Consider the following 24,060-nt stretch of genomic DNA (forward strand, 5'->3'; position numbering starts at 1 on the left):
TACCGACGGTACTTAAGTTAGGCTGGCGAACGTGAGTTTCCAGCGGGCCCGGACGGAAGAGCAGCGGGAGATCCGCCGGCGGGCGATCCTCGACGCGGCGTCGGCGATGCTCGACGAGATGCCCGTCGCCGACGTCACCCTCAACGAGCTGAGCCGCCGCGCGGGCCTAGCCAAGCCCAACGTGCTGCGCTACTTCGAGTCCCGCGAGGCCGTGCTGCTCGAACTCCTCGACCGTTTCCTGCGGGAATGGCTGGTGGAGCTGGAGGGCGAGCTGGCCGCCGGGGTCGGCGACGACCTGCCCATGCCCGAGCGGGCGACGGCGGTGGCCGGCATCCTCAGCCGCTCGCTCGCGAGCCGCACGGTGCTGTGCGACCTGTTCGGCGCGCAGGGCAGCGTCCTGGAACGCAACGTCTCCGTCGAGGTCGTCACCCGCTACAAGCGCGCCTCCCTGCAGCGCCTGGAGACCTTGACCGCCCTCGTCCGGAAACACCTGCCTGAGCTGGGCGAGAACGCGACCCTGTTCAGCCTGCAGGCCATGGTGCTGGCGGGCGCGCTGTCGCCGTACGACACGCCCCCGCCCAGCCTGCGGGCCGCCTACCAGGCCGAGCCCGAGCTGGCCCGCTTCCACCCGCGGCTGCGGGACGCCCTCGACCTGGCCCTCACCGCGACCCTCCTCGGCGTGCTGCCCCGCCCCTGATCAGCCGAGTGGCTCCGCGACGGGCGGCCGGGCGACGGACTCGCGCGCGCGGACGGGCATCGGCACCCGGTGCACCCGCCCCGGCCGCCCGGCGTCCGCGCGGTCGCGCTCGATCTCGGCGAACAACACGTCCACCGCCTTGCGGCCCAGCTCGTAGTGGGGCAGCGCCACGGTCGTCAGCCGGGGCCGCACCCAGGAGGCGAGGGGATGGTCGTCGAAGGAGACGACGGAGACGTCCGCGGGCACCTTGAGCCCGAAGTCGTCGAGCGCCTGGTAAGCGCCCATCGCGATCCGGTCGTTGAAGCAGATCAGCGCGCGCGGACGGACCGTCCGCAGCAGGTCCCGCGTCGCGGCGAGCCCGTACTCCGGCAGCCAGTCGGGGCAGGTGCGCGCGCCCGCCACCGTGACCCCCGCCTCGCCGAGCGCCTCGTGGATGCCGGCCAGCCGTTCCGCCGCCGCGACGCTCTCCTGGGGGACGTCGCCCGGGCCGGGGCCGGCGCCGATCAGATAGACGCCGTCGCGGTGACCGGCGTCCAGCAGGACGCGGGCGGCGTGGCGGCCGGCCTCGATCTCGTCGGGCAGGACGGCGGGCAGGGGAGTGGGCCGGTCGGGCAGCGCGTTGAGCAGGACGGCGGGCAGGGGGGTGGGCGCGGCGGTGACGGCCTTCGGCACCGTGATGGTGCGCGTGAACATCGAGGCCAGGACGAGCCCGTCGACCTGGCGGTCGTGCATGGCCTGCAGCAGGAGGCGTTCGAGGTCGGCGTCGCCCTCGGTCTCGCCGATGAACAGCATGAAGCCGCGCTCGCGGGCGGCCTCGAGGGCCCCTTTGATCATGTCGCCCGCCAGCCGTGAGGTGGCGACGGTGTCGGAGACGAAACCGATCGTCCTGCTGATGCCCGTGCGCAGGCCCACGGAGACGATGTTGGGCCGGTACTGCAACTCCTCGGCGGCGCGCAGCACGCGCTGCTCGACGTCCTGAGAGATCCGCAGCTCGCGGCCGCGGCCGGACAGCACGAGCGAGGCGGTCGTGCGGGAGACGCCCGCAGCCTTGGCCACATCGGCCAGCGTGACCCGTCGTGGGCTCACCCGGAATCTCCGATCGTCAAGAGTGTGTGACGAGGGGTTGACATGCTACGACGCGCGTGGTGAGACTATCGGGCGCTAACCCGATTTAGCAACGGACTCCGGAGGCCCGCCGGGGTGCCGTCGTCCCCCAGCGGCCAAGGAGATGCAACATGGCTCGTCGAGTTCGCCCCGGCAGGGCCGGCGCCGCGCTGGTGATCGCCATGGGGACGCTCGCCGCCGCCTGCGCGGCCCCCGGCAGCGACAGCCAGCGGCCCGCGGCCACCAGCGCGGCGCCGCAGTCCGCCGCGCCCACCTGCGGCACGGCGCCGATCACGCTGAACGGCTACTTCGAGACGGGCTTCCCGCTGCCCAAGGCGCTGACCACGGAGTTCACCAAGCAACACCCGAACGTCACGTGGGACATCCGCGAGGACCAGTTCGCGGTCATCACGCAGAACGCGCCCCGGGTGCTCGCGGACAACCCGCCCGACCTGATGCGCCTGCCCCAGGTCTCCGAGCTGGTCAAGGACGACCTGCTGAAGAACCTCGACGGCTACGCCACCGCGTTCGGCTGGGACAAGTGGCCGGCCTCGCAGCTCGAACAACTGCGCCTCGGACCCGGCGGGCGACCGCGCGGCGAGGGCTCACTGTACGCACTCGGGCTCAACATGAGCATGACCGGGCTCTTCTACAACAAGAAGCTCGCCACCCAGATCGGGATGTCCACGCCGCCCGCCACCCTGGCGGAGCTCGACCAGGCGCTGAAGAAGGCCAAGGACGCCGGCATCACGCCCATCGTGCAGTTCAACGGCGGCGCCACCGGCGGTCTGGCCTTCCCGCTGCAGAACCTCATGGCCTCCTACGGCCCCGCGGCGCCGATCAACGACTGGATCTACCAGAAGCCGGGCGCCACGATCGACACCCCGACCAACCTCCAGGCCGTCCAGCACCTGGAGCGCTGGATCAAGGCCGGCTACTTCCAGAAGGACGTCAACGCGGTCGACTACGCGACCATGATGAGCCGCTTCATCGACGGCCAGGGCCTGTTCATGTTCAACGGCGACTGGGAGTCGGGCAACCTCGACAAGCAGATGGCGGGCGACGCCGGCTTCACCCTGATGCCGCCGGCCGAGGAGGGCGGCAAGCGCGCCGCCATGTCGGCCCCGCTCACCTTCGGCATCGCCGCCGGCGCGAAGAACGCCGACTGCGCCGCCTTCTTCCTCAACTGGGTCGCCACCGACAAGCGCGCCCGCGACATCGGCGTCGAGGTCGGGGGATCGCGCCCGATGGGGCCCGCCGACGCGTACATGCCGGCCGTCGGCGAGGACAAGGTCACCGCCGCGACCCTGGCGGCCGGGGCGGACATCGCCGAGGACGACGGCGCGATGGACTTCATCGCCAACGCCACCGGCGCCATCTACGCCAAGAGCTGGACGCCGAACCTGCAGAAGCTGGTGGCCGGCCAGCAGACGCCGGAGGATCTGCTGAAGACGGTCCAGGCCGACTACGCCGGCCAGCTCGAAGGGAACTGATCACGTTGATGGCCCGGCCCGCGCGCCGGCTGCGCGGCGCCCGCGGTGCCCGCGGAGTGGCCGGCTGGCTGTTCGTCGTCCCGGCGCTCGCCTTCTACGCGGTGTTCGTCCTGCGCCCGATCGCCCTGACCGTCCAGTACTCGCTGTACGAGTGGAACGGCATCGGCGCCTCCACCTGGGTGGGGCTGGCGAACTACGGCACGGTCTTCACCGACCCCGACCTGCTCGACTCGCTGATCAACGCCTTCCAGCTGATCGTGTTCTTCAGCGTGATCCCGGTCGTGCTGGGCCTCGCGATCGCCGCCACGATCCGGCGGATCGCCGCGAGCAGGCTCGCCCTCGTGGCGCGGACCGTGCTGTTCCTGCCGCAGGTCATCCCGCTGGTGGCCGCGGGCATCGCGTGGAGCTGGCTGCTGGCCTCCACCGGAGTGGTCAACCAGCTGCTCTCGCTCGTCGGTCTCGGCGGGGTGACCAGGGCCTGGCTGGGCGACTTCGCCACCGCCCTGCCGGCGGTCGGCATGATCGGCGCGTGGGTGCTGCTCGGCCTCTGCACGCTGCTGCTCCTGGCCGGCATGAGCAAGATCGACCCGGCGCTGTACGAGGCCGCGCGCCTCGACGGAGCCGGGGCATGGCGGGAGTTCGTCTCCATCACGGTGCCCAGCCTGCGGCAGGAGATCGCGGTCTGCGTCACCGTGACCGTGATCGCCGCCCTGGCCAGCTTCGACATCGTCTACATCGCCACCCAGGGCGGTCCCGGCAACACGACCATGGTGCCCGGCCTGCAGATCTTCTACCTCGCCTTCACCGAACGCGAGGTCGGCACCGCCTCGGCCCTGGCCGTCGTGCTCATGCTTCTCGTGATCGCCTGCGCCCTTCCCATCCAGTGGTTCACAAAGGACGACAACCGATGATCATCGCGGGCCGGGAGGCCTGGACCGGCCGGCTGCTGCTCATCGCCATGATGGCGGTCACGCTCCTGCCGTTCCTCAGCCTGTTCGTCACCGCCCTGCACCCCTCGGGCACCTACCCGGCCGGTCTGGCCTGGCCGCAGGACCCGCAGTGGAGCAACTTCCTGCGGGCCTTCGAGGCCGCGAACATGGCCGAGCTGCTGAAGTCGAGCGTCCTCATCGTGCTGGGCGTGGTGCCGATCTCGATCCTGCTGGGCACCATGGCCGGCTTCGCCATCGGCCACCTGCGCGTGATCGGCGGACGCATCGTCTTCCTGCTGTTCGTGCTCGGCCTGACCCTCCCCTTCGAGGGCATCATCACGCCGCTGTACTACCAGATCCGGGACATGGGGCTGCTGAACACCCGCTGGGCCATCATCCTGCCGCTCATCGGCCTGTTCATGCCGTTCTCCGTCTTCTGGATGCGGGCGCACTTCGTCAACATGCCGGGGGAGCTGTCGGAGAGCGCCCGCATGGACGGCGCCAACGTGTGGCAGCTGTTCCGGCGCATCCACGTGCCCCTGGCCATGCCGGCGATCTCGTCCCTGGCCATCCTGCTGTTCCTGTGGACCTGGAACCAGTTCCTGCTGGCCATCGTCCTGGTCGACGACCCGGCCAAGCGCACGATGTCCGGGGCGCTCGGCGCCTTCCAGGGGCAGTGGGGCACCGACATCCCGCTGCTGTGCGCGGGATCGCTGCTGATCCTGACCCCCACGCTCGCGATCTTCCTCGTCTTCCAGCGTCACTTCGTCAAGGCCCTGCTCCAGGGCTCCCTGAAGGGCTGACCGCGATGAGCGCCGCGCCACCGCCCGAGAGCGCCGGCGACACGGCGCCCGTCATCGGCGCCGCATCCGTACGCCGGATCCTGCCCGGCCACGACCTGTGGCGTTCCGGACGGTGATCCGCGGCGGGTCCTCGCCCGTTTCAGGGGCCTGACGTGGAGCCGGTGGGTACCCGCAGCGCGATCAGGGCGATGTCGTCGGTGCTGGTGGTGGCGAGCAGACTGTTCAGGAGGCCGTCGCAAAAGCCGTCCAGGGGACGACGCGCGAATGCCGAGGCTTGTTCGCGGAGCCGCTCCAGCCCCCGGCCCAGGTCCTCGCCCGGACGTTCGACCAGGCCGTCGGTGTACAGCAGTACGGTGGAGCCCGGCGGCAGAGGCTCGACGGCGCTGTCGTAGGGCTGGTCGAAGACCACGCCCAGCAGAGGGTTGGCGGCCTCTTCCAGCAGGCGGCAGTCACCGTCGCGGGTGACCAGGATCGGTGGCGGGTGTCCGGCGACGGCGTAGTTGAGCTGCCACCGGCCGGGCTGGGGTTGCTCGACGCGGGCCAGGGCACAGGTGGCGGTCGCGTCGGGGGCCAGTGATTGCATGGCGATGTTCAGCCGCCGCAGGATCTGGCCGGGCGGGCAGGGACGGTCGACGGTCAGCGCCCGCAGCATGTTCCGCAGCTGGCTCATCTGGACGGCGGCCTCCAGATCGTGGCCGGCCACGTCGCCGATGGCCAGCACGGTCGCGCCGCCAGGGAGGACGAAGGAGTCGTACCAGTCGCCGCCGACCTCGGCGGCCGCGGGGCTCGGCAGGTAGCGGGCGACGATCTGCAGGTCGGCGTGGTCAGCCGGTTCGGAGAGCAGGCTGTGCTGAAGGGCCAGGGCCACCTGCTGGGTGCGCTGGAACTGGACGATGGTGCTCAGCGCGTCGTGGATGTGCTCGAACATCTGGCCGATGAGGTCGACGTCGCCCGGACTCAGGGGCGGACGGTCCCCGACCGTGGCGGCGCTCACCACTGCCGCCACGGCCCCGTCGACCATCACCGGCAGCAGCACGACACTGTTGGCGGCCACCTCGGTCAGCCAGGCCGTCGACTCTTCGGGCAGCAGGTCGGCCGGTGGCTCGCCCGGCGGGAACGTGCGGTGCAGCGGGCGGCGCTGCTCCACCGCGCGGACGAACCCGCTGTCGGCCGCGAACCGGGTCTCGCGGAACGGCAGGTCCGGCCCCAGGCCCTCCCGCGCGGTTGTCGTAACGACGCGCTTGGCGATGACGGGTGCGCCGTGCGGGCGGTCGCTGAATCCAGACAGCAGGTGCATGCCGCACCCGTCGACAAGAGCGGGCACCAGCACGTCGGCGATCGCGCCGAACGTCTCCGGCAGCCCGGTGTGCTCGGCGGCCGCCCTGGCGGCACGGTCGAGCAGCGCATGGCGGCGTTGCCGCTGCCACTGCTCCTCGATGTCGGTGTACGTGCCGAACCACTCCACGACGACGTCGTTCTCGTACACCGGCGTGGAGGAGATCTCGAAGTGGTGGTACTGCCCGTCCTTGGTCCGCAGCCGGCACACATACCGCGTGGGGCGGTGCCATCGGCGTGCCTCGGCGAACGCTCGGATCGTGGGTTCACGGTCGTCGGGGTGCAGGGCCCGCGTCCAACCCGTCCCGCGGAACTCCTCCCAGCTCTGCCCGGTCACCCGTTCCCACCCCGGGCTCGGTTCGATCGTCTCACCCGTCGGCCCCGTGACCCACGCGATCTGCGTACTCACCTGGACCAGGCTCTGGTACCTGAGCAGGATCCGGCGCAGCCGCTCGGCGGTGTGGGAGGCGCGCCTGGCCGCGGTGACCTGCCCGGTGACGTCCACCGCCGTGATCAGCACACCGGAAGGTTCCTGAGCGAACCGGGAGAGGCGAAAGGAGAAGAAGCGCTCCTCGTCACCGGCAGCGGGGAGGGACAAGGTGACCGGCGTCTCGGTGAGAGTGACCGGCTCTCCGGTGGCCAGCACATCGTCGAAGTGGCCAACGTGGTCCGGCCGCAACAGGTCGCGGAACGTCTCCGAGATCGGCTCGCCGAGCGGACGGTCACCGAAGTACGCCCGGCAGGCGGCGTTGGTGTAGGCCAGGCGGTGGTCCTGTCCGATGGTCAAGGCGACAGCGACCGGCACGGAGTCCAACGCCTCCAGAGCGAACCTACCGGCGCTCTCCCCGCGGGCATCGTCCATCGCCCCTCCCCGCTCGTCCGGCCGCGCCGCCCACGCCCGGCACGCCCTCTCACCTCGCCGTACCCCGCGACCCCGGCGGACATGCGGCAACCGCTGGACGGCCGGCGGGCCAGGACGGCTCCCAACGGCCGGCGGCCGATCAGAACCTCTCGTTGGTCACGCGGTCAGTTGCCGGAGCATCTCGGCGGAGTCGTGCAGGTTCGTCATGTGGGTGAACCGGCCGTCCTGGACCTTGTAGATGGCGTACTCGACGATCCTGAACGAGGCGCCGGTGGGCGGGACGCCGAGCCATTCCTTCTCCGGGGTGCCGGTGTTGATGGCGCGGACGGCGATGCCGTCCCGGTCGATCAGCAGTTCATCGACGTCCCAGCGGATGTCAGGGACGGCGTCGGCGATGCCCTTCAGGACCGTGACGACATCCTCACGGGTGCCGGGCTGACCGCCGAGCACCACCTGGTCGTTGATGAACTCGTCCATGCGGTCGAACTCGTGGGCGTTGAGCGCCTCGGCGTAGCGCATGTACCAGTCACGCAGATCACTCTCGGACATGGCGATCCTCTTCTCTCGTGTCGCAAGGGGCGGTGAGCTGTAGAGATTTCCGCACCGATCGGTGCAGAATTGAACGATACCAGTTCTGCACCGAACGGTGTCAAAGCGGTAGGGTGCAGAGATGCACGCGTCACAGATCGGCCGTCCCCGGGCATTCGACGCCGAGGCGGCGCTCGAGAAGGCGATGACGGTCTTCTGGGCGCAGGGCTACGAAGGCGCCAGCCTCACCGACCTGACCGAGGCCATGGGCATCTCCCGTAAGAGCCTGTACGCGGCCTACGGCAACAAGGAGGACCTCTTCCGCAAGGCGTTGCGGCGCTACGCGGAAGGCCCCGGCGCCTACGTCGCCGAGGCGCTGCGGGAACCCACCGCCCGCGAGGTCGCCGCGGCCTTCCTCGCCGGCGCCGCCCGCTCCGGCACCATGCCGGGACTCCCCGCCGGCTGCATGGGCGTCCAAGGCGCACTGGCCGCCGGCGGGACCGGACGGACCGCCCGCGACATCCTGGCCGAGTGGCGCGCCCACGGCCAGACACTGCTCCGGGACAGGTTCCGGCAGGCCGTCCAGACGGGCGACCTGCCCGGCAGCTCCGACCCGGAGAAGATCGCCCGCTATGTCATGACGATCGCGAACGGCATCGCCGTACAGGCAGCCGGCGGCGCGGCATGCGAGGACCTCCAACAGGTGGCCGACGCGGCCTTGCGGAACTGGCCACCCGCCTGACGACACGGGCCCCGAAACACGTCCTGCCCCCGCGACCCGGCTCTCGCGTGACGTTCACCTGGGCGAGTTCCGCGAGAGTCCCGGCGGGATCACGTTTCCGCCCGTTCACGGCGTCCGTGAACGACACCCTCAGAGGCGCGGGTTGGCCAGAACAGCAGCCGGGTCAGCCCGACGGATTGCGGCTGATACGAAGACGAACTTTCGGACAAGGGATGCTGCGGTGGCAGCGATGGCAAACGAAAGCGCTGTCGCCAGCTTGAACAGCCGCCACGAGCACGCCCACCGCGCCCAGCCTGGGGAGACCCTACGAAACCGCTCAACGGATCCGGCCTCGTCATGCCGCAACCCCGCCGGCGCACCCGACCAGGCATACGCCTAGTGGTGAGTGCTGGACGGCGAGGCGGAGGCGCCGTGGCCGCTGTGGCCGCCGTTCTCCTCGACCGTGCCTCCGAGCTTTCCGCTCAGCTCCTGCATGAAGGACTTGGACTTGGCCGACAGCACCCATCGATCACCCCTGAGGTAGAGGCCGCCGTACATTTCGGCGTAGTCGAGCCACTCGCGCTGGCCCGTGGCCGTGGCGAAGTCGAGGAACACGTACGGGATCCCGTCGCTGGTGCATTCGCCCTGACGGTAGTCCATGGCCTTGAGGGTGATCGTGGCGGTGCAGCCGACCTCGGCGGCCAGCTGCTCGATGGTGTACGTGCGTGACCCCTCCTTCCCGGCTGCCGGCCCCGTGCCTTTGCCCGCCTCGGCCTGACCGCCGCATCCGGCGAGCATGAGCGCCGAGGCGACGGCCAGGGACAGGACGGCGCCGGCACGGCGGAGCCTGCTGACGGTGCCGGCCACCCGCACCGTGCCCACCGGCGCGGCGTCTCGCACGTCTCGCGGGCGGGAGACGTCCACCATGCTCTTGACCTTTCTCGCGCTGATCGCGGTCCTACGCGGAGCGACGAGGCCGGTGTGGCCACTCGCCTGGCCACACCGCGCCCCGCTCCTGGCCGCCGGTCGCTGCCGGCGAGGATCAGCGGCAGCGTCTGCCGCTGTTGATGCAGGTGACCACCCGCTGCATCTGCTGCTCGTTCATGAGGTTGATGAAGTCGCTGTGGTCGGTGATCGGTTTGTGCAGCTCTTCCGGGAAGCCGTCGACGGCGAAGTTGGGGCCACGCGGCACGTTGTAGACGAGCCGGTGCTCCAGCGCCGGGATCGGCTGGAAGCCCTGCGGGCAGCTCCCGTCCGCCTCCGGGAAGGTGACGTGGGTACGGTGGTTGGCGCTGTCGATGTTCTGGCCGTCCCAGCAGCTCTGGAAGTCGAAGACCCGGACGAGCCTGCTGCCGCGCGGGCAGAGCGGGTACTTGTCGGTCAGCTGGCGGTTCTCGAACCCGGTGCAGGTCCATCCGGCGTTGTGCTCGGCTCCGTTGACCCGGGCGTTGCCGGTGATGATCCGCAGGAACTGCGGCGCCGGCACCACCTTCGCGGTCGGGTTGCCCTTGAACGTGATCTGCACCTGAACGGGGGTGAGGATCTTGCCGACGTTCAGGTCGAGGCCGCCGCCGCGCTGGTCGGCGTCGAACTCCTCCTGGCCCAGTGCCCTCAGCACAGGCCAGTAGTGCGTGGACTTGTCGCCGTTGCGGCAGGTGGTGCCGGCGGCGAGCAGGCTCTCGTTGGTGGACTGGTTGTTGGTGGACTCGTTGCCCACGTAGTCGTGGGTGTGCTGGGCGCCGTTGGACACGCCCGGTGCCACGATGACGTTGTCGGAGTTGAAGATCCGCCCCTCGTTACGGCCGCAGTCCACGCTGAAGGTGCCGCGGGAGCCGTTCCGCTGGGTGCGGGGGGTTCTCACGTTCGGGCGTACCGAACGGATGTCGACGAAGTCCTCGGCAACGGGCCCTCTGGCCTGGCCGCCGTTGTTGTCGCCATTACCTCCGTCGTTCCCGGTATTTCCGTCGTTGCCGTTGTTACCGTCGTTGCCGTTGTTGCCGCCGTCTCCCGGATCGCCCACCTCACAGGTCGCCAGAGTCCGCAGATCGGCCGGCGCACGGGCACCGGCTCGCTGGAAGGCGAGCGCGATGCGCTGAAGGGTGGCCGTCCGCTTGTTCTTCAGCGGAGCGAGGACGGCGTTGCGGACGAAGTTGGGGCCGCCCTGACCGGCCGCCCTCTCAAGCCGCCTGTTCGCCTCGGCGATCTGGGTCTCCAGCTGGCGCAGGTTGCGCTGCACCTCTGCGCGGGCACGTGCGGGGATCTGACCCAGCCGGTCCGCCACGGAGGGGCAGCTGATCCCGCCGGGAGCGCCGGTCTGACCGCCGTTGTCCTGGCCGTCGCCCTGCTGGTCGCCGGTTCCCTGGCCGGTGTCGCCTTGCTGGTCGCCGGTGCCCTGACCGCCGTTGTCCTGGCCGTCGTCCTGCTGGTCGCCCGTGCCCTGGCCGTCGTTGTCGTTCCCGTCCCCGTTCCCGTTGTCGTTGTCGTTGCCTGTGCCGTTGCCGTCGTCCCGCACGGTGCAGGTGGCCAGAGCGTCCAGGCCGTTCGGGGCCTGGGCGCCGGCGCGCCGGAAGGCGATCTCAATACGTTGCAGCGCGGCCGCTCGTTTGTCTTGCAGCGGGCTGAGAATCGCGTTCCGCACGAAGTTGGGCCCACCCTGTCCCTTGGAGGACGCGAGCCGCCGGTTCGCCTCGGCGATCTGGGTCTCCAGCTGGCGCAGGTTGCGCTGCACCTCCGCCTGAGCCCGAGCGGGAACCTCGCCCACTTGGTCGGCCACGGCGGGGCAGGAGACGGCCGGCGCGAAGACCGCGCCGGATGTCGTGCTCGCCGCCGCGCCCGTCGTGCCGACCGCCAGACTGCCGCCCATGACAGTCAAGGCCGTCAGCATGCCTGCGGCCCGGCGGCGGATCCGGGACCTATGTCGAACTCTCATACAATCCCTCTCTCCGTCTGTAGCTGCGATTCGGCCTGCGCGCGCATCAGGCTGCAGAACAGAAAGGTTGCGGCCTTCGTCATCACGGGATACGGGGACAAGGCGGCTCAGGTTCGATGTCGCGTGCTTTCTTCCTCACCGGGTCGCACCGAGACAGGAAAGGTTCGCAGGGCGGCGGGCACGTGCTCAGGCCGGAAACCCCACCACAACGGCCGCTCCGGCCAGGCTCCACGCGTTCACCACCCGCGGCCGTAAGACTCGGACCACTACTTTGTGATACTTTATAGTGGTACTCGGCGTTACAGAGTACCTCAGGGGCCGATCGACAAGCTCAAGGAGGGCGGAAGATGAGCTTCTGGGAGACCATCACGGGCAGCGATCTCACCAGAGAATGGAAGGCGTTCGAAGCCAGGGCGGCAGTCCTGCCGGCCGATCACCGGGCGGCATGGGAACAGATGAAGGGCCATCTGTTCCTCTACGGGGACTTCACCGGCCGCAACCTGATGCCGATTCTCGACGGCGCCCTGGGCCTGCTGGAGGAGACGGCGGCCGACGGGCAGAGCATTCACGACGTACTGGGTGACGACATCGCCGGCTTCTGCGCGGCGCTGGCGGGCGGAGAAGGGGCTGGAAACTTCCGCGACCGGTGGCGGGAGCAGCTGAACAGGAACGTCGCCAGGAAACTGGGCAGGCTGGGAGGCTGACGTGGGCGTCCGGGACATCATCGAGGGCAAGAAGCAGTGGCGGGCGCACATGGCACGGGTCAAGGCGCTCCCTCCGGACTACGAGATCGTCTACAAGGAGATCCAGAAGTACTACTTCAAGGTCGGACCGATCGACCTGCTCAACGGGTCGCTGCTCGCAGACCTCCTCGACTTCTTCGAGGAGGGCGTCGCGGACGGCAAGGGCGTCCTGGAACTCATCGGCGAGGACGTCGCCGCCTTCGCCGACGACCTGATCAAGGACTCGCGCACCTTCGCGGAGGTCCATCAGGAGTCCGTCGCCAGGAAGCTCGGCACGGCCGGGAAGTGACACTCTGGCCGACGAGATCCGCACCGGCCTGTCCGGACGCGGCGTCCTCCTCGGACGCGGCGGCTCGGACCTGGGCGAGAAGGACCCGTCCTGGCCTGCTGTTCGGCGATCAGTGAGGGAGGAGGTTTTATCGCGCCTTTGGTTAGTCGCGGACTCTTTGCGTGCAGCTCATCCGGGTCAACGCTGGATGGGGGCGAGTGATGGTACGCAACAAGGTGGCCCCTCGGGACTGGACACGGCGGCGGACCGCCAAACGGGACCGCTTGGAGAAGGTCCGTCCCTTCGTCACCGGCAGGGTGCTGGACGCCGGGCGGATGCGTGCGGCCCTGGAGGCGTTGCTGCGCCCCGGAGACCGGGTGGCGCTGGAAGGCGACAACCAGAAGCAGGCGGACTTCCTGGCCGAGGCGCTGGCCGGGTGCGATCCGGAAGTCGTGCACGACCTGCACCTGCTGATCTCCTCGATCAGCCTCCGGGAGCACCTCGACGTCTTCGAGCGCGGGGTGGCCCGCCGTCTCGACTTCGCCTACGCCGGTCCGCAGAGCGTGCGCATGGCGCAGCTGCTGGCCGACGGCAAGGTCGAGGTCGGGGCGATCCACACCTACGTCGAGCTGTACGCGCGGATGTTCATCGACCTCACCCCGAACGTCGCGCTGCTCTGCGCCGAGCAGGCCGACCGCGACGGGAACCTGTTCACCGGCCCCGGCACCGAGGACACCCCGACCATCGCCGAGGCGGTGGCCTTCTCCGACGGCGTGACCGTCGTCCAGGTCAACGAGATCGTGGACGAGGTGCCGCGGGTGGACATCCCCGGCGACTGGGTGGACCTGATCGTGCGCAGCCCGCGGCCGTTCGCGCTGGAGCCGCTGTTCACCCGTGACCCTCGCCACATCGGGCAGGTGGAGATCCTGATGGCGATGATGACGCTGCGGGGCATCTACGAGCGGCACGGGGTGACCACCCTGAACCACGGGATCGGCTACGACACGGCGGCGATCGAGCTCCTCCTGCCCACCTACGGCGAAGAGCTGGGGCTGCGCGGGAAGATCTGCCGGCACTGGGCGCTCAACCCCCATCCGACCCTCATTCCCGCCATCGAGAGCAGCTGGGTCGAGTCGGTGCACTGCTTCGGCGGGGAGCCGGGCACGGAACGCTATGTCGCCGCCCGCCCTGACGTGTTCTTCACCGGTCGTGACGGCTCGCTGCGCTCGAACCGGGTGCTGTGCCAGCTCGCCGGCCAGTACGCGGTGGACCTGTTCATCGGGTCGTCGCTGCAGATCGACGGCAGCGCGAACTCCTCGACGGTCACGGAGGGCCGGTTGAGCGGTTTCGGCGGAGCGCCCAATATGGGCCACGACCCGCACGGGCGCAGGCACACCTCTCCCGCCTGGCTGAGCCTGCTGACCGGGCAGGCCCCGGCGCTGCGGGGACGCAAGCTCGTCGTGCAGATCACGCAGACCTTCCGCTCGGGCGGCGATCCGGCGTTCGTGGAGACGCTCGACGCGGTCCCGGTGGGCAAGGACGCGTCCATGCCTGTCCCGCCGATCATGATCTACGGGGACGACGTCAGCCACGTGGTGACCGAGGAGGGTGTCGCCTACCTCTACAAGGCGTCCGGGCCGGCCGAACGGCGCGAGGCGGTGGCCGCGGTCGCGGGCGCCACGTCGATCGGCCGGGAGATCGACGAGCGGCGCGTCGAGGAGCTGCGCCGGGACGGGCTGGTCGCGCTGCCGGCGGACCTCAAGGTGGACGTCCGCAAGGCCAAACGGTCCCTGCTGGCGGCCCGCAGCATCGAGGATCTCGTGGCCTGGTCCGGCGGGCTCTACGACCCGCCCGCCCGGTTCAGGACCTGGTGATCCGCGATGACCATGATCGAGCCCGCCAGGCCGTCCGCGGCCCCGGCCCTGCTCGCCGACGCGGCGGTCCGTTCGCTGCGCGCCGAGGCCCAGCTCAGCCCCAAACCGGGGCTGGTCGACCGCCGCGGCGGCGGCGCCCACGACGACATGGACCTGCCGCTCATGCTGGCCTCCGCGCAAGCGCTGCGCCCCACGTTCGCACAGATCGCGCAGGCCGCCGGGCGGACTCCCGCCGGCGTCGCGCTCCGGGAGAAGCTGGGCGTGCTCGGCCGCCGGGGCGAGCAGGCCATGGTGCGGGCCACCGGCGGGATCAACACCCATCGCGGAGCCCTGTGGGCACTCGGGCTGCTGGTCGCCGCCGTCGCCGGTGGCGCTGCCGACGAACGCGCGGCCGCCCGCGCCGCCGCCCGGCTGGCCGCCCTGCCCGACCGGCGGGTCCCGGCGGGGGAGCCGTCCCACGGCGAGCAGGCCCGGCGGCGCCATGGGGCGGGCGGCGCCCGCGAGGAGGCGGAGAACGCCTTCCCGCACGTCACGGAGGTCGCGCTGCCGCGCCTCCGACAAGGCAGGGCGGCCGGTCTCGGCGAGGAGACGGCCCGGCTCGACGCGTTGCTGGCGGTGATGAGCCTGCTCGACGATACCTGCGTCCTGCATCGCGGCGGCCCCGACGGCCTGCGCGCCGTACGGCTCGGCGCCCGGCGGGTCCTGACCGAAGGAGGCGCGGGCACCGCCTCAGGCCGTGCCGCGCTCATGGAACTGGACGACGCGCTCCGCGAGCGGCGCCTGTCACCGGGCGGGAGCGGCGACCTGCTGGCCGCCGCGCTCTTCCTCGACACGGTGCCCTGGCCGGAACGCTGTGAGCAGGAGGTGCCCGCATGCAGACGCTGAGGTACGAGTTCCCCGCCGACCGTCCGGCCGCCCGGCCCAGCCACGTCGGGGTCGTGGGCTCGGGGGACCTGGAGGTCCTGATGACCCCGGCGAACGACACCGCCCGGGTGCGGGTGCGCACCAGCGTCGAGGGGTTCGACACGGTGTGGCGGACCGTGCTGGAGCGCTTCTTCGCCCGGCACCGCATAGCCGCCGCCTTCGAGCTCAACGACTTCGGCGCCACACCGGGCGTGGTGACCCTGCGCCTGCGGCAGGCCATCGAGGAGGGCAACCCATGACGGACACCGGGTGGGAGTCGTTGCTCGACCGCACCAGCTTCATCGAGCTGAACGCCAGGGAACGGGCCGAAGCCCTGCTGGACGAGGGCACGGCCCGCGAACTGTGCGGCCCCTTCGACCGCATCGAGTCGCCATGGCTGGAGCCGCAGGGCGTCGTCCCGCAGTCCGACGACGGCGTGGTCGTGGTCAAGGGCGGCCTGGACGGGCGGCACGCGGTCGTGATCGGCATCGAACAGGCCTTCCAGGGCGGAGGCATCGGCGAGGTCTCCGGCGCGAAGATCACCGCCGCGCTGTCTCTGGCGGCACGCGACAGCCGCGACGGCACTCCGACCGCCGCGGTGCTGCTGCTGGAGACCGGCGGCGTCCGCCTGCAGGAGGCCAACCTGGGCCTGGCCACGGTCGCCGAGGTGTGCGCGGCCGTACTGGAGCTGCGTGCCCTCCAGCCCGTCGTCGGCGTCATCGCCGGGGCGCTGGGCTGCTTCGGCGGCATGAGCATCGCCGCCGGCCTGTGCACGAAGCTGATCACGACCGCCGAAGGCCGGCTCGGGCTCGACGGTCCCGAGGTGATCGAGTCCGAGGCGGGGATCGCCGAGTTCGACGCCTCCGACCACCCGCTGATCTGGTCGATCGACGGCGGAACGCAGCGTGTCAGGACCGGCTTGGCCGACGCGCTGGTCCTCGACGACGTCGCCGCGCTGCGTACCGCGGTGGTCGAGGCCGTACGGCAGGGCGTGCCGGCGGAGCACCGCTCGCGGCGGGTCGGCGAGCTGCGGGCCCGCCTGGAAGCCGTCGACCCTGAGCAGCCGCCCGCGCCGTCCGCGCTCGCGGACGTCTGGGGGAGATCCGCGCCGCCGAAGGGAGACCCGTCATGAGCCGCGGGCGGAACTGGACGCACGCGCTCGCGGACGGGGCCGTGAACGACGTCGTGCCGTCCGTGATCACGGCCGACTGCACGCTGGGCGACGACACCGCCCGCCTCGTCACCGTCGTGCCCGACCCGGAGAGCCCCTACCACCGAGCCCGCGAGGGCGAGGTCGGGCTGCGCGAAGGGCTCGCCATCGCCGAGGCGGTGACCGGCGTGATCGCCGCGGACGAGCACCTGCCCGACGGCCGCCGCCGCCCGATCGTCGCCGTGGTCGACCTGCCCAGCCAGGCCTACGGCCGCGTCGAGGAACTGCTCGGCATCCATCACGCGCTGGCCGCCGCCGTGGACGCCTACGCCACCGCCCGGACCGCCGGGCATCCGGTCATCTCGTTCATCGTCGGAAACGCCCTGTCCGGCGGGCTGCTCGCGCACGGCCTGCAGGCGAACCAGATCCTGGCGCTCGACGATCCCGGCGTGGTGATCCACGCCATGCACAAGCAGGCGGCGGCCAGAGTGACCCGCCGGACGGTGGCCGAGCTCGACGAGCTGGCCAGGCGGTTCCCGCCGCTGTCGTACGACGTCGGCGACTGGGCGAGGCTCGGCCTGTGCGACGAGCTCCTGCGCGTGGAGAACGCCGGCGAGCCGGCAGAGGGGGACGCGACGAAGGTGCGCCACGCGCTGGCCGCCGCCGTCGTACGCGCCCGCCAGGGCCCCCGCGACCTGAGCAACCGCCTCGACTCGCCGGGCGCCAGGAAGACCCGGGCCGCCTCGCGCCGCATCCACGAGGAACTGGCGAGGCAATGGGGATGACGGCGCGCCCGCACGACCTGCTGCGGCTCGCGGACGGCGCGACGGCCGGCGCCGGACTGCCCGGCTGGGCCGCCGCGTCGCTGTCGGCCTGCGGCTGGGCCGTCGTGCGTCGGGCGCCGCACCCGCCCGGGCTGATCCCCATCGGCGTACGCGGGCCCCAGCGGTCGCAGCGCCACGCCGCCTTCGTGCCGCGAGGGGAGGTGATCGGCCGCGTGCGCCCGGAGGAGCTGACCCACCGGCCCCCGCACGAAGCCGAGCCGCCCGCCGCCCTGCCCGCCGCCCTGCCCGCCGCCCTGCCCACCGCTCGACGCGCTGCCATGTCCGTTCCCGCTTCCGCTGCGCTGCCTGCCGCTCTCTGGGACACCCTGTCCGCCGTCGGTCTGCGGCTGGCCGAGGAGCTGGGGCGCGAGGCCGTCTGGGGGCCCGTCGGCAGCGTGGGCTTCGAGCTGGCCACCGGGCACCAGGTCACCCATCCCGCGAGCGACCTCGACCTGCTCGTACGCACGCCACACCGGCTGCCCCCGGCCACGGCCGCACGGCTGGTGATCGCCTTCGCCGCCCTTCCCAGCAGGGTGGACTGCCGGCTGGAGAGCCCGGGCGGCGGGGTCGCTCTGGCCGAGTGGGCCCGTACCGGCGGACCGGTCCTGGCCCGCACCGCGCACGGCCCCGAGCTGGTCGACGACCCCTGGGCACGCCCATGACGGTCGCCTTCCTCTACCCCGGCCAGGGCACCCAGCGGCCCGGGATGCTGCACGACCTGCCCGGCCACCCGGCCGTCGCCGCGACCCTCGCGGAAGCCGAAGACATCCTGCCCGGCTCGTCCAGGCAGGACGACGCGCGGGCACTGGCCTCGACCGTCACCACCCAGATCGCGCTCTACGTCGCCGGGGTCGCCGCCACCAGGGCGCTCGCCGCCGAAGGCGCGGCGCCCGATGCCGTGGCCGGCCACTCCGCCGGCGCGTTCCCGGCCGCCGTCACCGCCGGGGTCCTGACCTTCGCCGAAGCCCTCGCGGCCGTTTGCCACCGCGCCGAGCTCATGCGCGACGCCTACCCGTCCGGGTACGGCATGGCCGCCGTGCTCGGGCTCGGCGTGCCCAGGGCCCGCGCCCTGATCGAGTCGATCACGACCGATGACGACCCGGCTTACCTGGCCGTCATCGACGCCGACCAGCAGGTCGTGGCCGCCGGCAGCGTTCGCGCGCTGAGCCGCCTCGAAGCGGCGGCGGAGCAGGCCGGCGCGCGGCGCGTGCACCGGCTGCCCATCGCCGTCCCCTCGCACTGCCCGCTGCTCGCCGGCGTCGCCGACGCCATGGCCGACCACCTCGGCACGGTGCCCAGGCGCCCCCTCACCGTCCCCTACCTCGGCGGCCGTACCGGCCGCGCGCTCCAGGACGCGGACGCCGTCCTCGACGACCTGGCCCGCGGCGTCGCCGCCACACTGCGCTGGCGGGACGTCGTCGCCCTGCTCGGCGAGCTCGGCACGACGCTGTTCGTCCAGGCCCCGCCCGGGAGCGTGGTCGCCCGGCTCGCGGGGGCCGCGAACCCCGGCGCCCGCGCCATCACCCTGGCCGACACGCGCCTCACCGACGCGGTGGAACTGGCCCGCCGTGCCGGACGATCCCGCCTACCCGCCGGTGATGACGGCCACCTTTCCCGCCGGCGCGGCCATCAGCCCTCCAGCGGCGGATAGTCGAGGTAGCCGCGCTCGTCCCCGCCGTAGTACGTGCTGCCGTCCGGCTCGTTGTACGGGCCGCCCCGGGCGATCCGTCGCAGCAGGTCCGGGTTGGCGAGCCAGGCCGCGCCGAGCGCGACGACGTCGGCGCCCGAGGACAGGCCGTCCGCGACCGCCTCGTGCGGCGGCAGCGGTTCGGCGTCCCGGTGCGGGTTGAGCACGAACACGCCCGGCCACAGCTCGCGCAGCTGCGCCGTCAGCTCCCTCCGGCCGGGCTGCTCGATGACGTCCAGGAAGGCGTACCCGTCGCCGGCGAGCTCGGCGAGCATGGCGGAGTACAGCTCCTCGGTGTCCGCCTCGTCGATGCCCTGGACGGTGGTGGCGGGCGAGATGCGCAGTGAGGCGCGCTCCGCTCCGACGGCCTCGGCGATGGCCCGCATCGCCTCCACCGTGAACCGGATCCGCCCCCGCGTGTCGCCGCCCCACTCGTCGGTACGCACGTTGGCCTGCCGGCACAGGAACTGCTGCGGCAGGTAGCCGTTCGCGCCGTGCAGCTGGACACCGTCGAACCCGGCGCTGATCGCCAGCCGCGCGGCGTCGGCGAACTCGCGCAGGGTGGCGCGGATGTCGTCGCCGGTCATGGCCTGGGGCACGGGGTTGTCCACCAGGCCGTCCGGCGTGTACGTCTGGCCGGGCGCGGCGACCGCCGAGGGCGCGTGCGCGTCCAGCCCGCCCCGCATGCTCGGGTCTCCGGTCCGTCCGCCGTGGAAGAGCTGCAGGTAGATGGCCCCGCCCTCGTCGTGGACGGCCTCGGTGACCCGGCGCCAGCTCTCGGCCTGCTCCGCATTGTGGATACCTGGAGTGGTCGGGTACGACTGCGCCCGCAGGCTGGTCTGCGTCGCCTCGGTGACGATCAGCCCGGCCCCGGCGCGCTGCCGGTAGTAGGTGGCCATGGCGTCCGTGACCAGGCCGTCGGCGGTGGCGCGGCTGCGGGTCATCGGCGCCATGGCGAGACGGTTGGCGATCGTGGTCACGCCCACCTTGAGCGGGCGGAAGAGGTCTGTGTCTGTCATGACGTCCAGCCTCGGTGCACCGGATGTGTCTTGCCAAAGCGCCGGTTAGCTGCTTTATTTTATGGAGTGACTAGTTCTACAGAAGTGAAGGCTCCTGTGATCGACGCCGCGCGGTGCGAGGGCGCGAGCGACATGATGGTGTTCATGAGCCGCCGGTGGACGTCGGCGATCATGCTCGCCGGAGCGAGGGGCGCGCGCCGCTTCGGCGAGTACCGGCGCATGGTCGGCGGCATCTCCGATCGCATGCTGACGCTGCGCCTGCGGGAGCTGGAGGAGCACGGGCTGATGCGCCGAGAGGTGGTGCCCTCGATGCCCGTGCAGGTGCTCTACCATCTCACCGACAGCGGCCGCTCCCTGATCCAGGCCGTGCACGCGGTCGCCTCGTGGGCGGCGCGTGAGGGCCGGTGAGCCGTCAGGCCGTGCTCAGACCGTGTCAGAGCGTGCTCAGGGCGTGCTCAGGGCGTGCTCAGGGCGTGCTCAGGGCGTGCTTATCCGTGCTTAATCCGTCGGTGACGACGCCGAGGATCGGCTCCAGCCCGTCCTTCCTCGTCATGCACGCTGACATCAACGCCCTGACGTCCGCGTAAGAGACGTCGGGGCGTACGGCGCCGGCTTTCTGGGCGGCGGCGAGCAACTCCTGCAGCCGGCCGCACAGGTCGGCGCCCGCGCGCTCGTCCAGCTCGTCCAGCCGGCGATCGTCCCCCGCCACCTCGGCCAGGCCGCAGTCCTCCGCGCCCGCTCGTACGAAGGCGATGAAGAGGGCGAAGAAGGCGGTGCCGGGATCCTCTCGGCGGGCCAGCTCGTCGGCCTTGATGGTGAGCTCGGTCAGCCGGCTGCCCACGATCGCCGCCACCAGATCCTCCTTCGTCGGGAAATGTCGGCTCACCGTGCCCGTGCCCACCCCGGCACGCCGTGCGATCTCGGCCACCGGCACGGAGAAGCCCTCGGTGGCGAACACCTCGGCCGCCACCTCCAGCACGCGTGCCCTGTTACGCCGCGCGTCGGCCCGCAAGCGCTCGTCAGCCATGACCTGTACCTCTCCGTCGACAACCGGGATGGACGTCCCGTATAGTCCGGCAATAAGCGGGATGCCCATCCCGATTCTAGGAGGTCCTCACATGTCCGACCAGCGCACCCTGGGAATCATCGGCAGCGGGAACATCGGCGGCGCCATCGCCAGGTTCGCCGTCAACGCCGGCCTGAACGTCGTCCTCAGCAACTCCCGCGGCCCGGACACCCTGGCCGGCCTGGTCAAAGAGCTGGGCCCCCTGGCCCGTGCCGCCACTCCCGCCGAAGCCGGCGCCGCCGGCGACTGGGTCGTGGTCTCCATCCCGCTCAAGCACCATCACCAGGTCCCGGTGGCACCGCTGGCGGGCAAGGTCGTCCTCGACACGACCAACTACTATCCCGAGCGCGACGGGTCGATCCCGGAGCTGGACGCCGAGCAGGTCACGACCAGCGAGCTGCTCCAGCGGCACCTGCCCGACAGCAAGGTCGTCAAGGCGTTCAACAACATCTGGGTCAACCATCTGGTGGCCCTGGCCCGCCCGTCGGGCGCGCCCGACCGTACGGTCCTGCCCATCGCCGGCGACTCGGCCGAGGCGAAGGCCGCCGCGAGCGAGCTGATCGACCTGCTCGGCTACGACACCTACGACGCGGGAACCCTCGCGGAAAGCTGGCGCTTCCAGCGCGACACCCCGGCGTACGTGGGGGTGTACTTCAAGAACCAGCAGGAGATGACCGCGGACGACCCCGGCGGCCCGGCGAACGCCGAGCAGATCCGTACGGCGCTGGCGGCAGCTCGACGCCCCTGAACCGCCGCCAGGTCGCGGGAGTGAACGAACCGATCCCGCCGGCCTGCCGCGCGCTGCTGCCGGACGACTTCACCGTCCGGCGCCCCGCGGCGACATGATCGAAGGCCGCCGACCCCGGGAGAAGATCGCCCATCAGGCGGCGATCAGCGCGCCGGCTCTCCGGAGGTCGGCTGCGCCCACGGGGTGAGATCCGGGCGCTTGGCGGTGCGGCCGTCGCCTGAGGAGCGGCCGCGGAGGCGGCGGGCCATCCAGGGGCCCGCGAAGGTCGCGAACCAGCGCACCTCGTCCGCCGCCACCCGCCACCTCGCCGCAGGAGGCAGGGGCGGGAAGGGCAGCATCCACGCGTCGTCGCTGCCGGCCAGGCCCAGCGTGTGGGCCATGGCGGCGGCGATGCGGGCGTGTCCGACCGGGCTCGCGTGCAGACGGTCCACGCTCCACATCCGCGCGTCCGTGACGAACTCCATCGCGAACGTGTCCACCAGCGCGACCCCATGACGGGCGGCGGCCGAGCGGATGCGGTCGTTGAGGTCGAGCACCCTGGGACGCAGCGGCCGGGCCATGGGGGCGATCTTGGCGATGTCGGGGAACGTCACGCTGACCACCCGCGCCCCCGCCCCGGTGAGAGCGGCGAACATCTCCTCCACCGCGCCCGCCACCGCGGCGGCGTCGAAGCCGGGGCGGATGATGTCGTTCATGCCCGCCATGACCGTGACCAGATCGGGCCGCAGCGCCAGCGCGGCGGCCAGCTGCTCGTCGCGGATCTGCGCCGCCGCCCGGCCGCGCACGGCCAGGTTGGCGTAACACAGCCCGGGGTGGACGCGAGCCAGATGTTCGGCGAGGCGGTCGGCCCAGCCACGGTGGCCGCTGACGTCGTCGCCGTCGCCGAGCCCTTCGGTCTGGCTGTCCCCGAGCGCGACGTAACGCGCGTAGGTGGTCATGAGGTCTCCTTCCCGATGTGCGCGCGGGCGCGCGCCTCCAGCGTCCGCGCGGTACGCAGGCACCAGTCGCGCGTCTCGCGGGCCAGCCGGCAGCCGGCCTGGCAGGACAGGTACGGGCCCACGGGGCCGCCGTCGCGCAGGAACGTCTCCTCGTTCAGGTCGCCGCGCAGGCCGGCGAGGGTCCGTTCGAAGATCTCCAGCTTGGCCTCTTCCTGCCGCGCCCGCTCGTGCAGCTGCTCGATCACCGGCCCGGCGTCGAGCAGGTCCACGGCGTGCACCTTGACGGCCAGGTCGTCACGCAGCACCAGCGGTCTGGCCGGAGCCTCGGCGAACGCGGCCAGCTCGGCCAGCCCGGCCTCGGTCACCTTGAACACGCGCTTGTTGGGGCGGCCCCGCTGGACCACCTCCCGGCCCGTGACCAGGCCGTCGGCCTCCAGCTTGGTCAGCTCGGCGTAGAGCTGCTGGGGAGCGGCGTACCAGAAGTTGGAGACGCCGATGTCGAAGATCTTGGTGAGCTGGTAGCCGCTGTACTCGCCGTCGAGCAGCGCCGCCAGCACCGCGTGCCGCAGAGCCATCAGCCATACTCATGAATGTGAGTAGTCATAGTCATGACTATAGGCGAGTGCCGCGAGGATGGGGAGCATGAACGCATCGAAGCCGCACCGCTACCTCCTCGACAACGCCAGGACGGAGGCGGGCGAGCGGTTCACCTGGATCTCCGACCTGTTCGACGGCGTCACGCTGGGGCACGCCGGCCGGCTCGGCGTGCGGGAGGGCGCGCGCTGCTGGGAGGTGGGCGCCGGAGGGCCCGGCATCCCCGAGGCGCTCGCCACGGCCGTAGGACCGACCGGTCACGTGCTCGCCACCGACATCGACACGTCCTGGCTCGCCCAGGACGCCGGCTACGAGGTGCTCCGGCACGACGTCGCCACGGACCCGCCGCCGGGCACGTTCGACGTGGTGCACGCCCGGCTCGTGCTCGTCCACGTGCCGGACCGGGCCCGCGCGCTGGAGACGATGGTGGCGGCGCTGCGGCCCGGCGGCTTCCTGCTGGTCGAGGACGCCGACACCGAGCTGCAGCCGCTGGCCTGCCTGGATGAGACCGGCTCCGCCCAGCGGCGCGCCAACCGGCTGCGGCGCGCCGTCCGCGAGCTGATGGCCCGCCGCGGCACCGACCTGCGCTTCGGCCGTACGCTGCCGAACGCCCTGCGCGCGGCCGGACTGGCCGACGTCGCGGCCTCCGCGTTCTTCCCGGTCGGCGGGGCGGCCTGCGCCCGGCTGGAGAGCGCGACGGTCCGCATGCTCCGCGCCGACCTGCTCGAAGCGGGGCCGGCCGACGACGCCGAGATCGACGCCCACCTGGCCGCGGTGGACGCCGGCGAGCTCGACCTCACCCTCGCCCCGCTGATCTCCGCCTGGGGACGCCGCCCCGCATAGCC

26 protein-coding genes are annotated in these 24,060 nt (G+C 71.6%); 17 read left to right on the forward strand and 9 right to left on the reverse strand.

The genetic code is table 11. From position 1 onward, the window contains the following. The first annotated feature begins 31 nt into the window (after positions 1 to 31). The gene (locus tag AB0K28_RS42735) at positions 32 to 697 is read left to right on the forward strand and encodes a TetR family transcriptional regulator (protein WP_364381851.1); all 666 of its coding nucleotides are present in this window, start codon (positions 32 to 34) and stop codon (positions 695 to 697) included. On the opposite strand, the gene AB0K28_RS42740 is transcribed toward AB0K28_RS42735, so the two are convergent. Further along, on the reverse strand, positions 698 to 1,783 hold the full coding sequence (locus AB0K28_RS42740; protein WP_364381854.1) for a LacI family DNA-binding transcriptional regulator: 1,086 nt from the start codon (positions 1,781 to 1,783) through the stop codon (positions 698 to 700). 149 nt (positions 1,784 to 1,932) lie between these two features. On the opposite strand from AB0K28_RS42740, the gene AB0K28_RS42745 reads away from it, so the two are divergent. From AB0K28_RS42745 to AB0K28_RS42755, 3 genes are read left to right on the forward strand one after another with little or no spacing between them, the layout of a single operon-like run. After that, complete coding sequence (locus AB0K28_RS42745) at positions 1,933 to 3,294, forward strand: extracellular solute-binding protein (protein WP_364381857.1); 1,362 nt, start codon at positions 1,933 to 1,935, stop codon at positions 3,292 to 3,294. Between the two features lie 8 nt (positions 3,295 to 3,302). Further along, positions 3,303 to 4,205, forward strand: a complete 903-nt coding sequence (locus tag AB0K28_RS42750) for a sugar ABC transporter permease (protein ID WP_364381860.1) — start codon at positions 3,303 to 3,305, stop codon at positions 4,203 to 4,205. Further along, a complete protein-coding gene (locus tag AB0K28_RS42755) occupies positions 4,202 to 5,026 on the forward strand; it encodes a carbohydrate ABC transporter permease (RefSeq protein WP_364381863.1) in 825 nt (274 codons plus the stop codon). The genes AB0K28_RS42750 and AB0K28_RS42755 overlap by 4 nt, the downstream gene beginning before the upstream one ends. A gap of 139 nt (positions 5,027 to 5,165) precedes the next feature. On the opposite strand, the gene AB0K28_RS42760 is transcribed toward AB0K28_RS42755, so the two are convergent. Beyond that, the gene (locus tag AB0K28_RS42760; protein ID WP_364381866.1) at positions 5,166 to 7,223 is read right to left on the reverse strand and encodes a SpoIIE family protein phosphatase; all 2,058 of its coding nucleotides are present in this window, start codon (positions 7,221 to 7,223) and stop codon (positions 5,166 to 5,168) included. A gap of 156 nt (positions 7,224 to 7,379) precedes the next feature. Then, a complete protein-coding gene (locus tag AB0K28_RS42765; protein ID WP_345405061.1) occupies positions 7,380 to 7,772 on the reverse strand; it encodes an ester cyclase in 393 nt (130 codons plus the stop codon). A gap of 121 nt (positions 7,773 to 7,893) precedes the next feature. Here AB0K28_RS42765 and AB0K28_RS42770 point away from each other — a divergent pair, with 121 nt between their 5' ends. Then, positions 7,894 to 8,493, forward strand: a complete 600-nt coding sequence (locus AB0K28_RS42770) for a TetR/AcrR family transcriptional regulator (RefSeq protein ID WP_345405064.1) — start codon at positions 7,894 to 7,896, stop codon at positions 8,491 to 8,493. 375 nt (positions 8,494 to 8,868) lie between these two features. On the opposite strand, the gene AB0K28_RS42775 is transcribed toward AB0K28_RS42770, so the two are convergent. After that, a complete protein-coding gene (locus AB0K28_RS42775) occupies positions 8,869 to 9,399 on the reverse strand; it encodes a hypothetical protein (protein WP_345405067.1) in 531 nt (176 codons plus the stop codon). 115 nt (positions 9,400 to 9,514) lie between these two features. Beyond that, positions 9,515 to 11,335, reverse strand: coding sequence for a DUF1996 domain-containing protein (locus AB0K28_RS42780; RefSeq protein WP_364381977.1), 1,821 nt, complete (start codon positions 11,333 to 11,335; stop codon positions 9,515 to 9,517). A 413-nt stretch (positions 11,336 to 11,748) separates the two neighbouring features. Between AB0K28_RS42780 and AB0K28_RS42785 the strand changes: the two genes are divergently transcribed. From AB0K28_RS42785 to AB0K28_RS42825, 9 genes are all read left to right on the forward strand, one after another. After that, positions 11,749 to 12,105: a DUF1048 domain-containing protein gene (locus AB0K28_RS42785; protein ID WP_364381871.1), complete on the forward strand. Its 357-nt coding sequence runs from the start codon at positions 11,749 to 11,751 to the stop codon at positions 12,103 to 12,105. A 1-nt stretch (position 12,106) separates the two neighbouring features. Next, entirely contained in the window at positions 12,107 to 12,433 is a 327-nt protein-coding gene (locus AB0K28_RS42790) for a DUF1048 domain-containing protein (RefSeq protein WP_364381874.1), read from the forward strand. A 200-nt stretch (positions 12,434 to 12,633) separates the two neighbouring features. After that, positions 12,634 to 14,286, forward strand: coding sequence for a malonate decarboxylase subunit alpha (gene mdcA / locus AB0K28_RS42795; protein WP_364381877.1), 1,653 nt, complete (start codon positions 12,634 to 12,636; stop codon positions 14,284 to 14,286). 6 nt (positions 14,287 to 14,292) lie between these two features. Then, positions 14,293 to 15,171 (forward strand): triphosphoribosyl-dephospho-CoA synthase, encoded by an 879-nt coding sequence (locus AB0K28_RS42800; protein WP_364381880.1) that lies wholly within the window; start codon positions 14,293 to 14,295, stop codon positions 15,169 to 15,171. After that, positions 15,159 to 15,449, forward strand: coding sequence for a malonate decarboxylase subunit delta (locus tag AB0K28_RS42805; RefSeq protein ID WP_345405082.1), 291 nt, complete (start codon positions 15,159 to 15,161; stop codon positions 15,447 to 15,449). The genes AB0K28_RS42800 and AB0K28_RS42805 overlap by 13 nt, the downstream gene beginning before the upstream one ends. Then, positions 15,446 to 16,321, forward strand: a complete 876-nt coding sequence (locus AB0K28_RS42810) for a biotin-independent malonate decarboxylase subunit beta (RefSeq protein WP_345405085.1) — start codon at positions 15,446 to 15,448, stop codon at positions 16,319 to 16,321. Before AB0K28_RS42805 ends, AB0K28_RS42810 begins: the two co-directional genes overlap by 4 nt. Continuing rightward, positions 16,318 to 17,124: a biotin-independent malonate decarboxylase subunit gamma gene (gene mdcE, locus AB0K28_RS42815; RefSeq protein ID WP_364381883.1), complete on the forward strand. Its 807-nt coding sequence runs from the start codon at positions 16,318 to 16,320 to the stop codon at positions 17,122 to 17,124. Before AB0K28_RS42810 ends, mdcE begins: the two co-directional genes overlap by 4 nt. After that, complete coding sequence (locus AB0K28_RS42820) at positions 17,121 to 17,825, forward strand: phosphoribosyl-dephospho-CoA transferase MdcG domain-containing protein (RefSeq protein ID WP_364381886.1); 705 nt, start codon at positions 17,121 to 17,123, stop codon at positions 17,823 to 17,825. The genes mdcE and AB0K28_RS42820 overlap by 4 nt, the downstream gene beginning before the upstream one ends. After that, positions 17,822 to 18,814, forward strand: a complete 993-nt coding sequence (locus AB0K28_RS42825) for a malonate decarboxylase subunit epsilon (RefSeq protein WP_364381889.1) — start codon at positions 17,822 to 17,824, stop codon at positions 18,812 to 18,814. Before AB0K28_RS42820 ends, AB0K28_RS42825 begins: the two co-directional genes overlap by 4 nt. Here AB0K28_RS42825 and AB0K28_RS42830 read toward each other — a convergent pair. Beyond that, positions 18,793 to 19,869: an alkene reductase gene (locus tag AB0K28_RS42830; protein WP_364381892.1), complete on the reverse strand. Its 1,077-nt coding sequence runs from the start codon at positions 19,867 to 19,869 to the stop codon at positions 18,793 to 18,795. The two genes, AB0K28_RS42825 and AB0K28_RS42830, sit on opposite strands and share 22 nt — an antisense overlap. Before the next feature lie 84 nt (positions 19,870 to 19,953). Between AB0K28_RS42830 and AB0K28_RS42835 the strand changes: the two genes are divergently transcribed. Continuing rightward, positions 19,954 to 20,277: a helix-turn-helix domain-containing protein gene (locus AB0K28_RS42835; protein ID WP_364381895.1), complete on the forward strand. Its 324-nt coding sequence runs from the start codon at positions 19,954 to 19,956 to the stop codon at positions 20,275 to 20,277. A gap of 58 nt (positions 20,278 to 20,335) precedes the next feature. Here the strand turns inward: AB0K28_RS42835 and AB0K28_RS42840 are convergent, their stop codons facing one another. After that, positions 20,336 to 20,896, reverse strand: a complete 561-nt coding sequence (locus AB0K28_RS42840) for a helix-turn-helix domain-containing protein (protein ID WP_364381898.1) — start codon at positions 20,894 to 20,896, stop codon at positions 20,336 to 20,338. A 91-nt stretch (positions 20,897 to 20,987) separates the two neighbouring features. Between AB0K28_RS42840 and AB0K28_RS42845 the strand changes: the two genes are divergently transcribed. After that, entirely contained in the window at positions 20,988 to 21,683 is a 696-nt protein-coding gene (locus tag AB0K28_RS42845; protein ID WP_364381901.1) for an NAD(P)-binding domain-containing protein, read from the forward strand. Between the two features lie 143 nt (positions 21,684 to 21,826). On the opposite strand, the gene AB0K28_RS42850 is transcribed toward AB0K28_RS42845, so the two are convergent. Both AB0K28_RS42850 and AB0K28_RS42855 read right to left on the reverse strand, forming a co-directional pair. Next, the gene (locus AB0K28_RS42850) at positions 21,827 to 22,621 is read right to left on the reverse strand and encodes an SGNH/GDSL hydrolase family protein (protein WP_364381904.1); all 795 of its coding nucleotides are present in this window, start codon (positions 22,619 to 22,621) and stop codon (positions 21,827 to 21,829) included. Further along, positions 22,618 to 23,196 (reverse strand): PadR family transcriptional regulator, encoded by a 579-nt coding sequence (locus AB0K28_RS42855; protein ID WP_364381907.1) that lies wholly within the window; start codon positions 23,194 to 23,196, stop codon positions 22,618 to 22,620. Before AB0K28_RS42855 ends, AB0K28_RS42850 begins: the two co-directional genes overlap by 4 nt. A gap of 67 nt (positions 23,197 to 23,263) precedes the next feature. Between AB0K28_RS42855 and AB0K28_RS42860 the strand changes: the two genes are divergently transcribed. Beyond that, a complete protein-coding gene (locus AB0K28_RS42860) occupies positions 23,264 to 24,058 on the forward strand; it encodes a methyltransferase domain-containing protein (protein ID WP_364381910.1) in 795 nt (264 codons plus the stop codon). Positions 24,059 to 24,060: the final 2 nt, after the last annotated feature.

The sequence above is a fragment of the Nonomuraea sp. NPDC049504 genome, assembly GCF_040676845.1.
Lineage (GTDB): Bacteria > Actinomycetota > Actinomycetes > Streptosporangiales > Streptosporangiaceae > Nonomuraea > Nonomuraea salmonea.

Coding starts and splice junctions, on each gene's coding strand:
- AB0K28_RS42745 (WP_364381857.1), top strand. CDS start 1,933: ATGGCTCGTCGAGTTCGCCCCGGCAGGGCCGGCGCCGCGCTGGTGATC.
- AB0K28_RS42750 (WP_364381860.1), top strand. CDS start 3,303: ATGGCCCGGCCCGCGCGCCGGCTGCGCGGCGCCCGCGGTGCCCGCGGA.
- AB0K28_RS42755 (WP_364381863.1), top strand. CDS start 4,202: ATGATCATCGCGGGCCGGGAGGCCTGGACCGGCCGGCTGCTGCTCATC.
- AB0K28_RS42760 (WP_364381866.1), bottom strand. CDS start 7,223: ATGGACGATGCCCGCGGGGAGAGCGCCGGTAGGTTCGCTCTGGAGGCG.
- AB0K28_RS42765 (WP_345405061.1), bottom strand. CDS start 7,772: ATGTCCGAGAGTGATCTGCGTGACTGGTACATGCGCTACGCCGAGGCG.
- AB0K28_RS42770 (WP_345405064.1), top strand. CDS start 7,894: ATGCACGCGTCACAGATCGGCCGTCCCCGGGCATTCGACGCCGAGGCG.
- AB0K28_RS42775 (WP_345405067.1), bottom strand. CDS start 9,399: ATGGTGGACGTCTCCCGCCCGCGAGACGTGCGAGACGCCGCGCCGGTG.
- AB0K28_RS42780 (WP_364381977.1), bottom strand. CDS start 11,335: ATGGGCGGCAGTCTGGCGGTCGGCACGACGGGCGCGGCGGCGAGCACG.
- AB0K28_RS42785 (WP_364381871.1), top strand. CDS start 11,749: ATGAGCTTCTGGGAGACCATCACGGGCAGCGATCTCACCAGAGAATGG.
- mdcA (WP_364381877.1), top strand. CDS start 12,634: ATGGTACGCAACAAGGTGGCCCCTCGGGACTGGACACGGCGGCGGACC.
- AB0K28_RS42800 (WP_364381880.1), top strand. CDS start 14,293: ATGACCATGATCGAGCCCGCCAGGCCGTCCGCGGCCCCGGCCCTGCTC.
- AB0K28_RS42805 (WP_345405082.1), top strand. CDS start 15,159: ATGCAGACGCTGAGGTACGAGTTCCCCGCCGACCGTCCGGCCGCCCGG.
- AB0K28_RS42810 (WP_345405085.1), top strand. CDS start 15,446: ATGACGGACACCGGGTGGGAGTCGTTGCTCGACCGCACCAGCTTCATC.
- mdcE (WP_364381883.1), top strand. CDS start 16,318: ATGAGCCGCGGGCGGAACTGGACGCACGCGCTCGCGGACGGGGCCGTG.
- AB0K28_RS42820 (WP_364381886.1), top strand. CDS start 17,121: ATGACGGCGCGCCCGCACGACCTGCTGCGGCTCGCGGACGGCGCGACG.
- AB0K28_RS42825 (WP_364381889.1), top strand. CDS start 17,822: ATGACGGTCGCCTTCCTCTACCCCGGCCAGGGCACCCAGCGGCCCGGG.
- AB0K28_RS42830 (WP_364381892.1), bottom strand. CDS start 19,869: ATGACAGACACAGACCTCTTCCGCCCGCTCAAGGTGGGCGTGACCACG.
- AB0K28_RS42840 (WP_364381898.1), bottom strand. CDS start 20,896: ATGGCTGACGAGCGCTTGCGGGCCGACGCGCGGCGTAACAGGGCACGC.
- AB0K28_RS42845 (WP_364381901.1), top strand. CDS start 20,988: ATGTCCGACCAGCGCACCCTGGGAATCATCGGCAGCGGGAACATCGGC.
- AB0K28_RS42850 (WP_364381904.1), bottom strand. CDS start 22,621: ATGACCACCTACGCGCGTTACGTCGCGCTCGGGGACAGCCAGACCGAA.
- AB0K28_RS42855 (WP_364381907.1), bottom strand. CDS start 23,196: ATGGCTCTGCGGCACGCGGTGCTGGCGGCGCTGCTCGACGGCGAGTAC.
- AB0K28_RS42860 (WP_364381910.1), top strand. CDS start 23,264: ATGAACGCATCGAAGCCGCACCGCTACCTCCTCGACAACGCCAGGACG.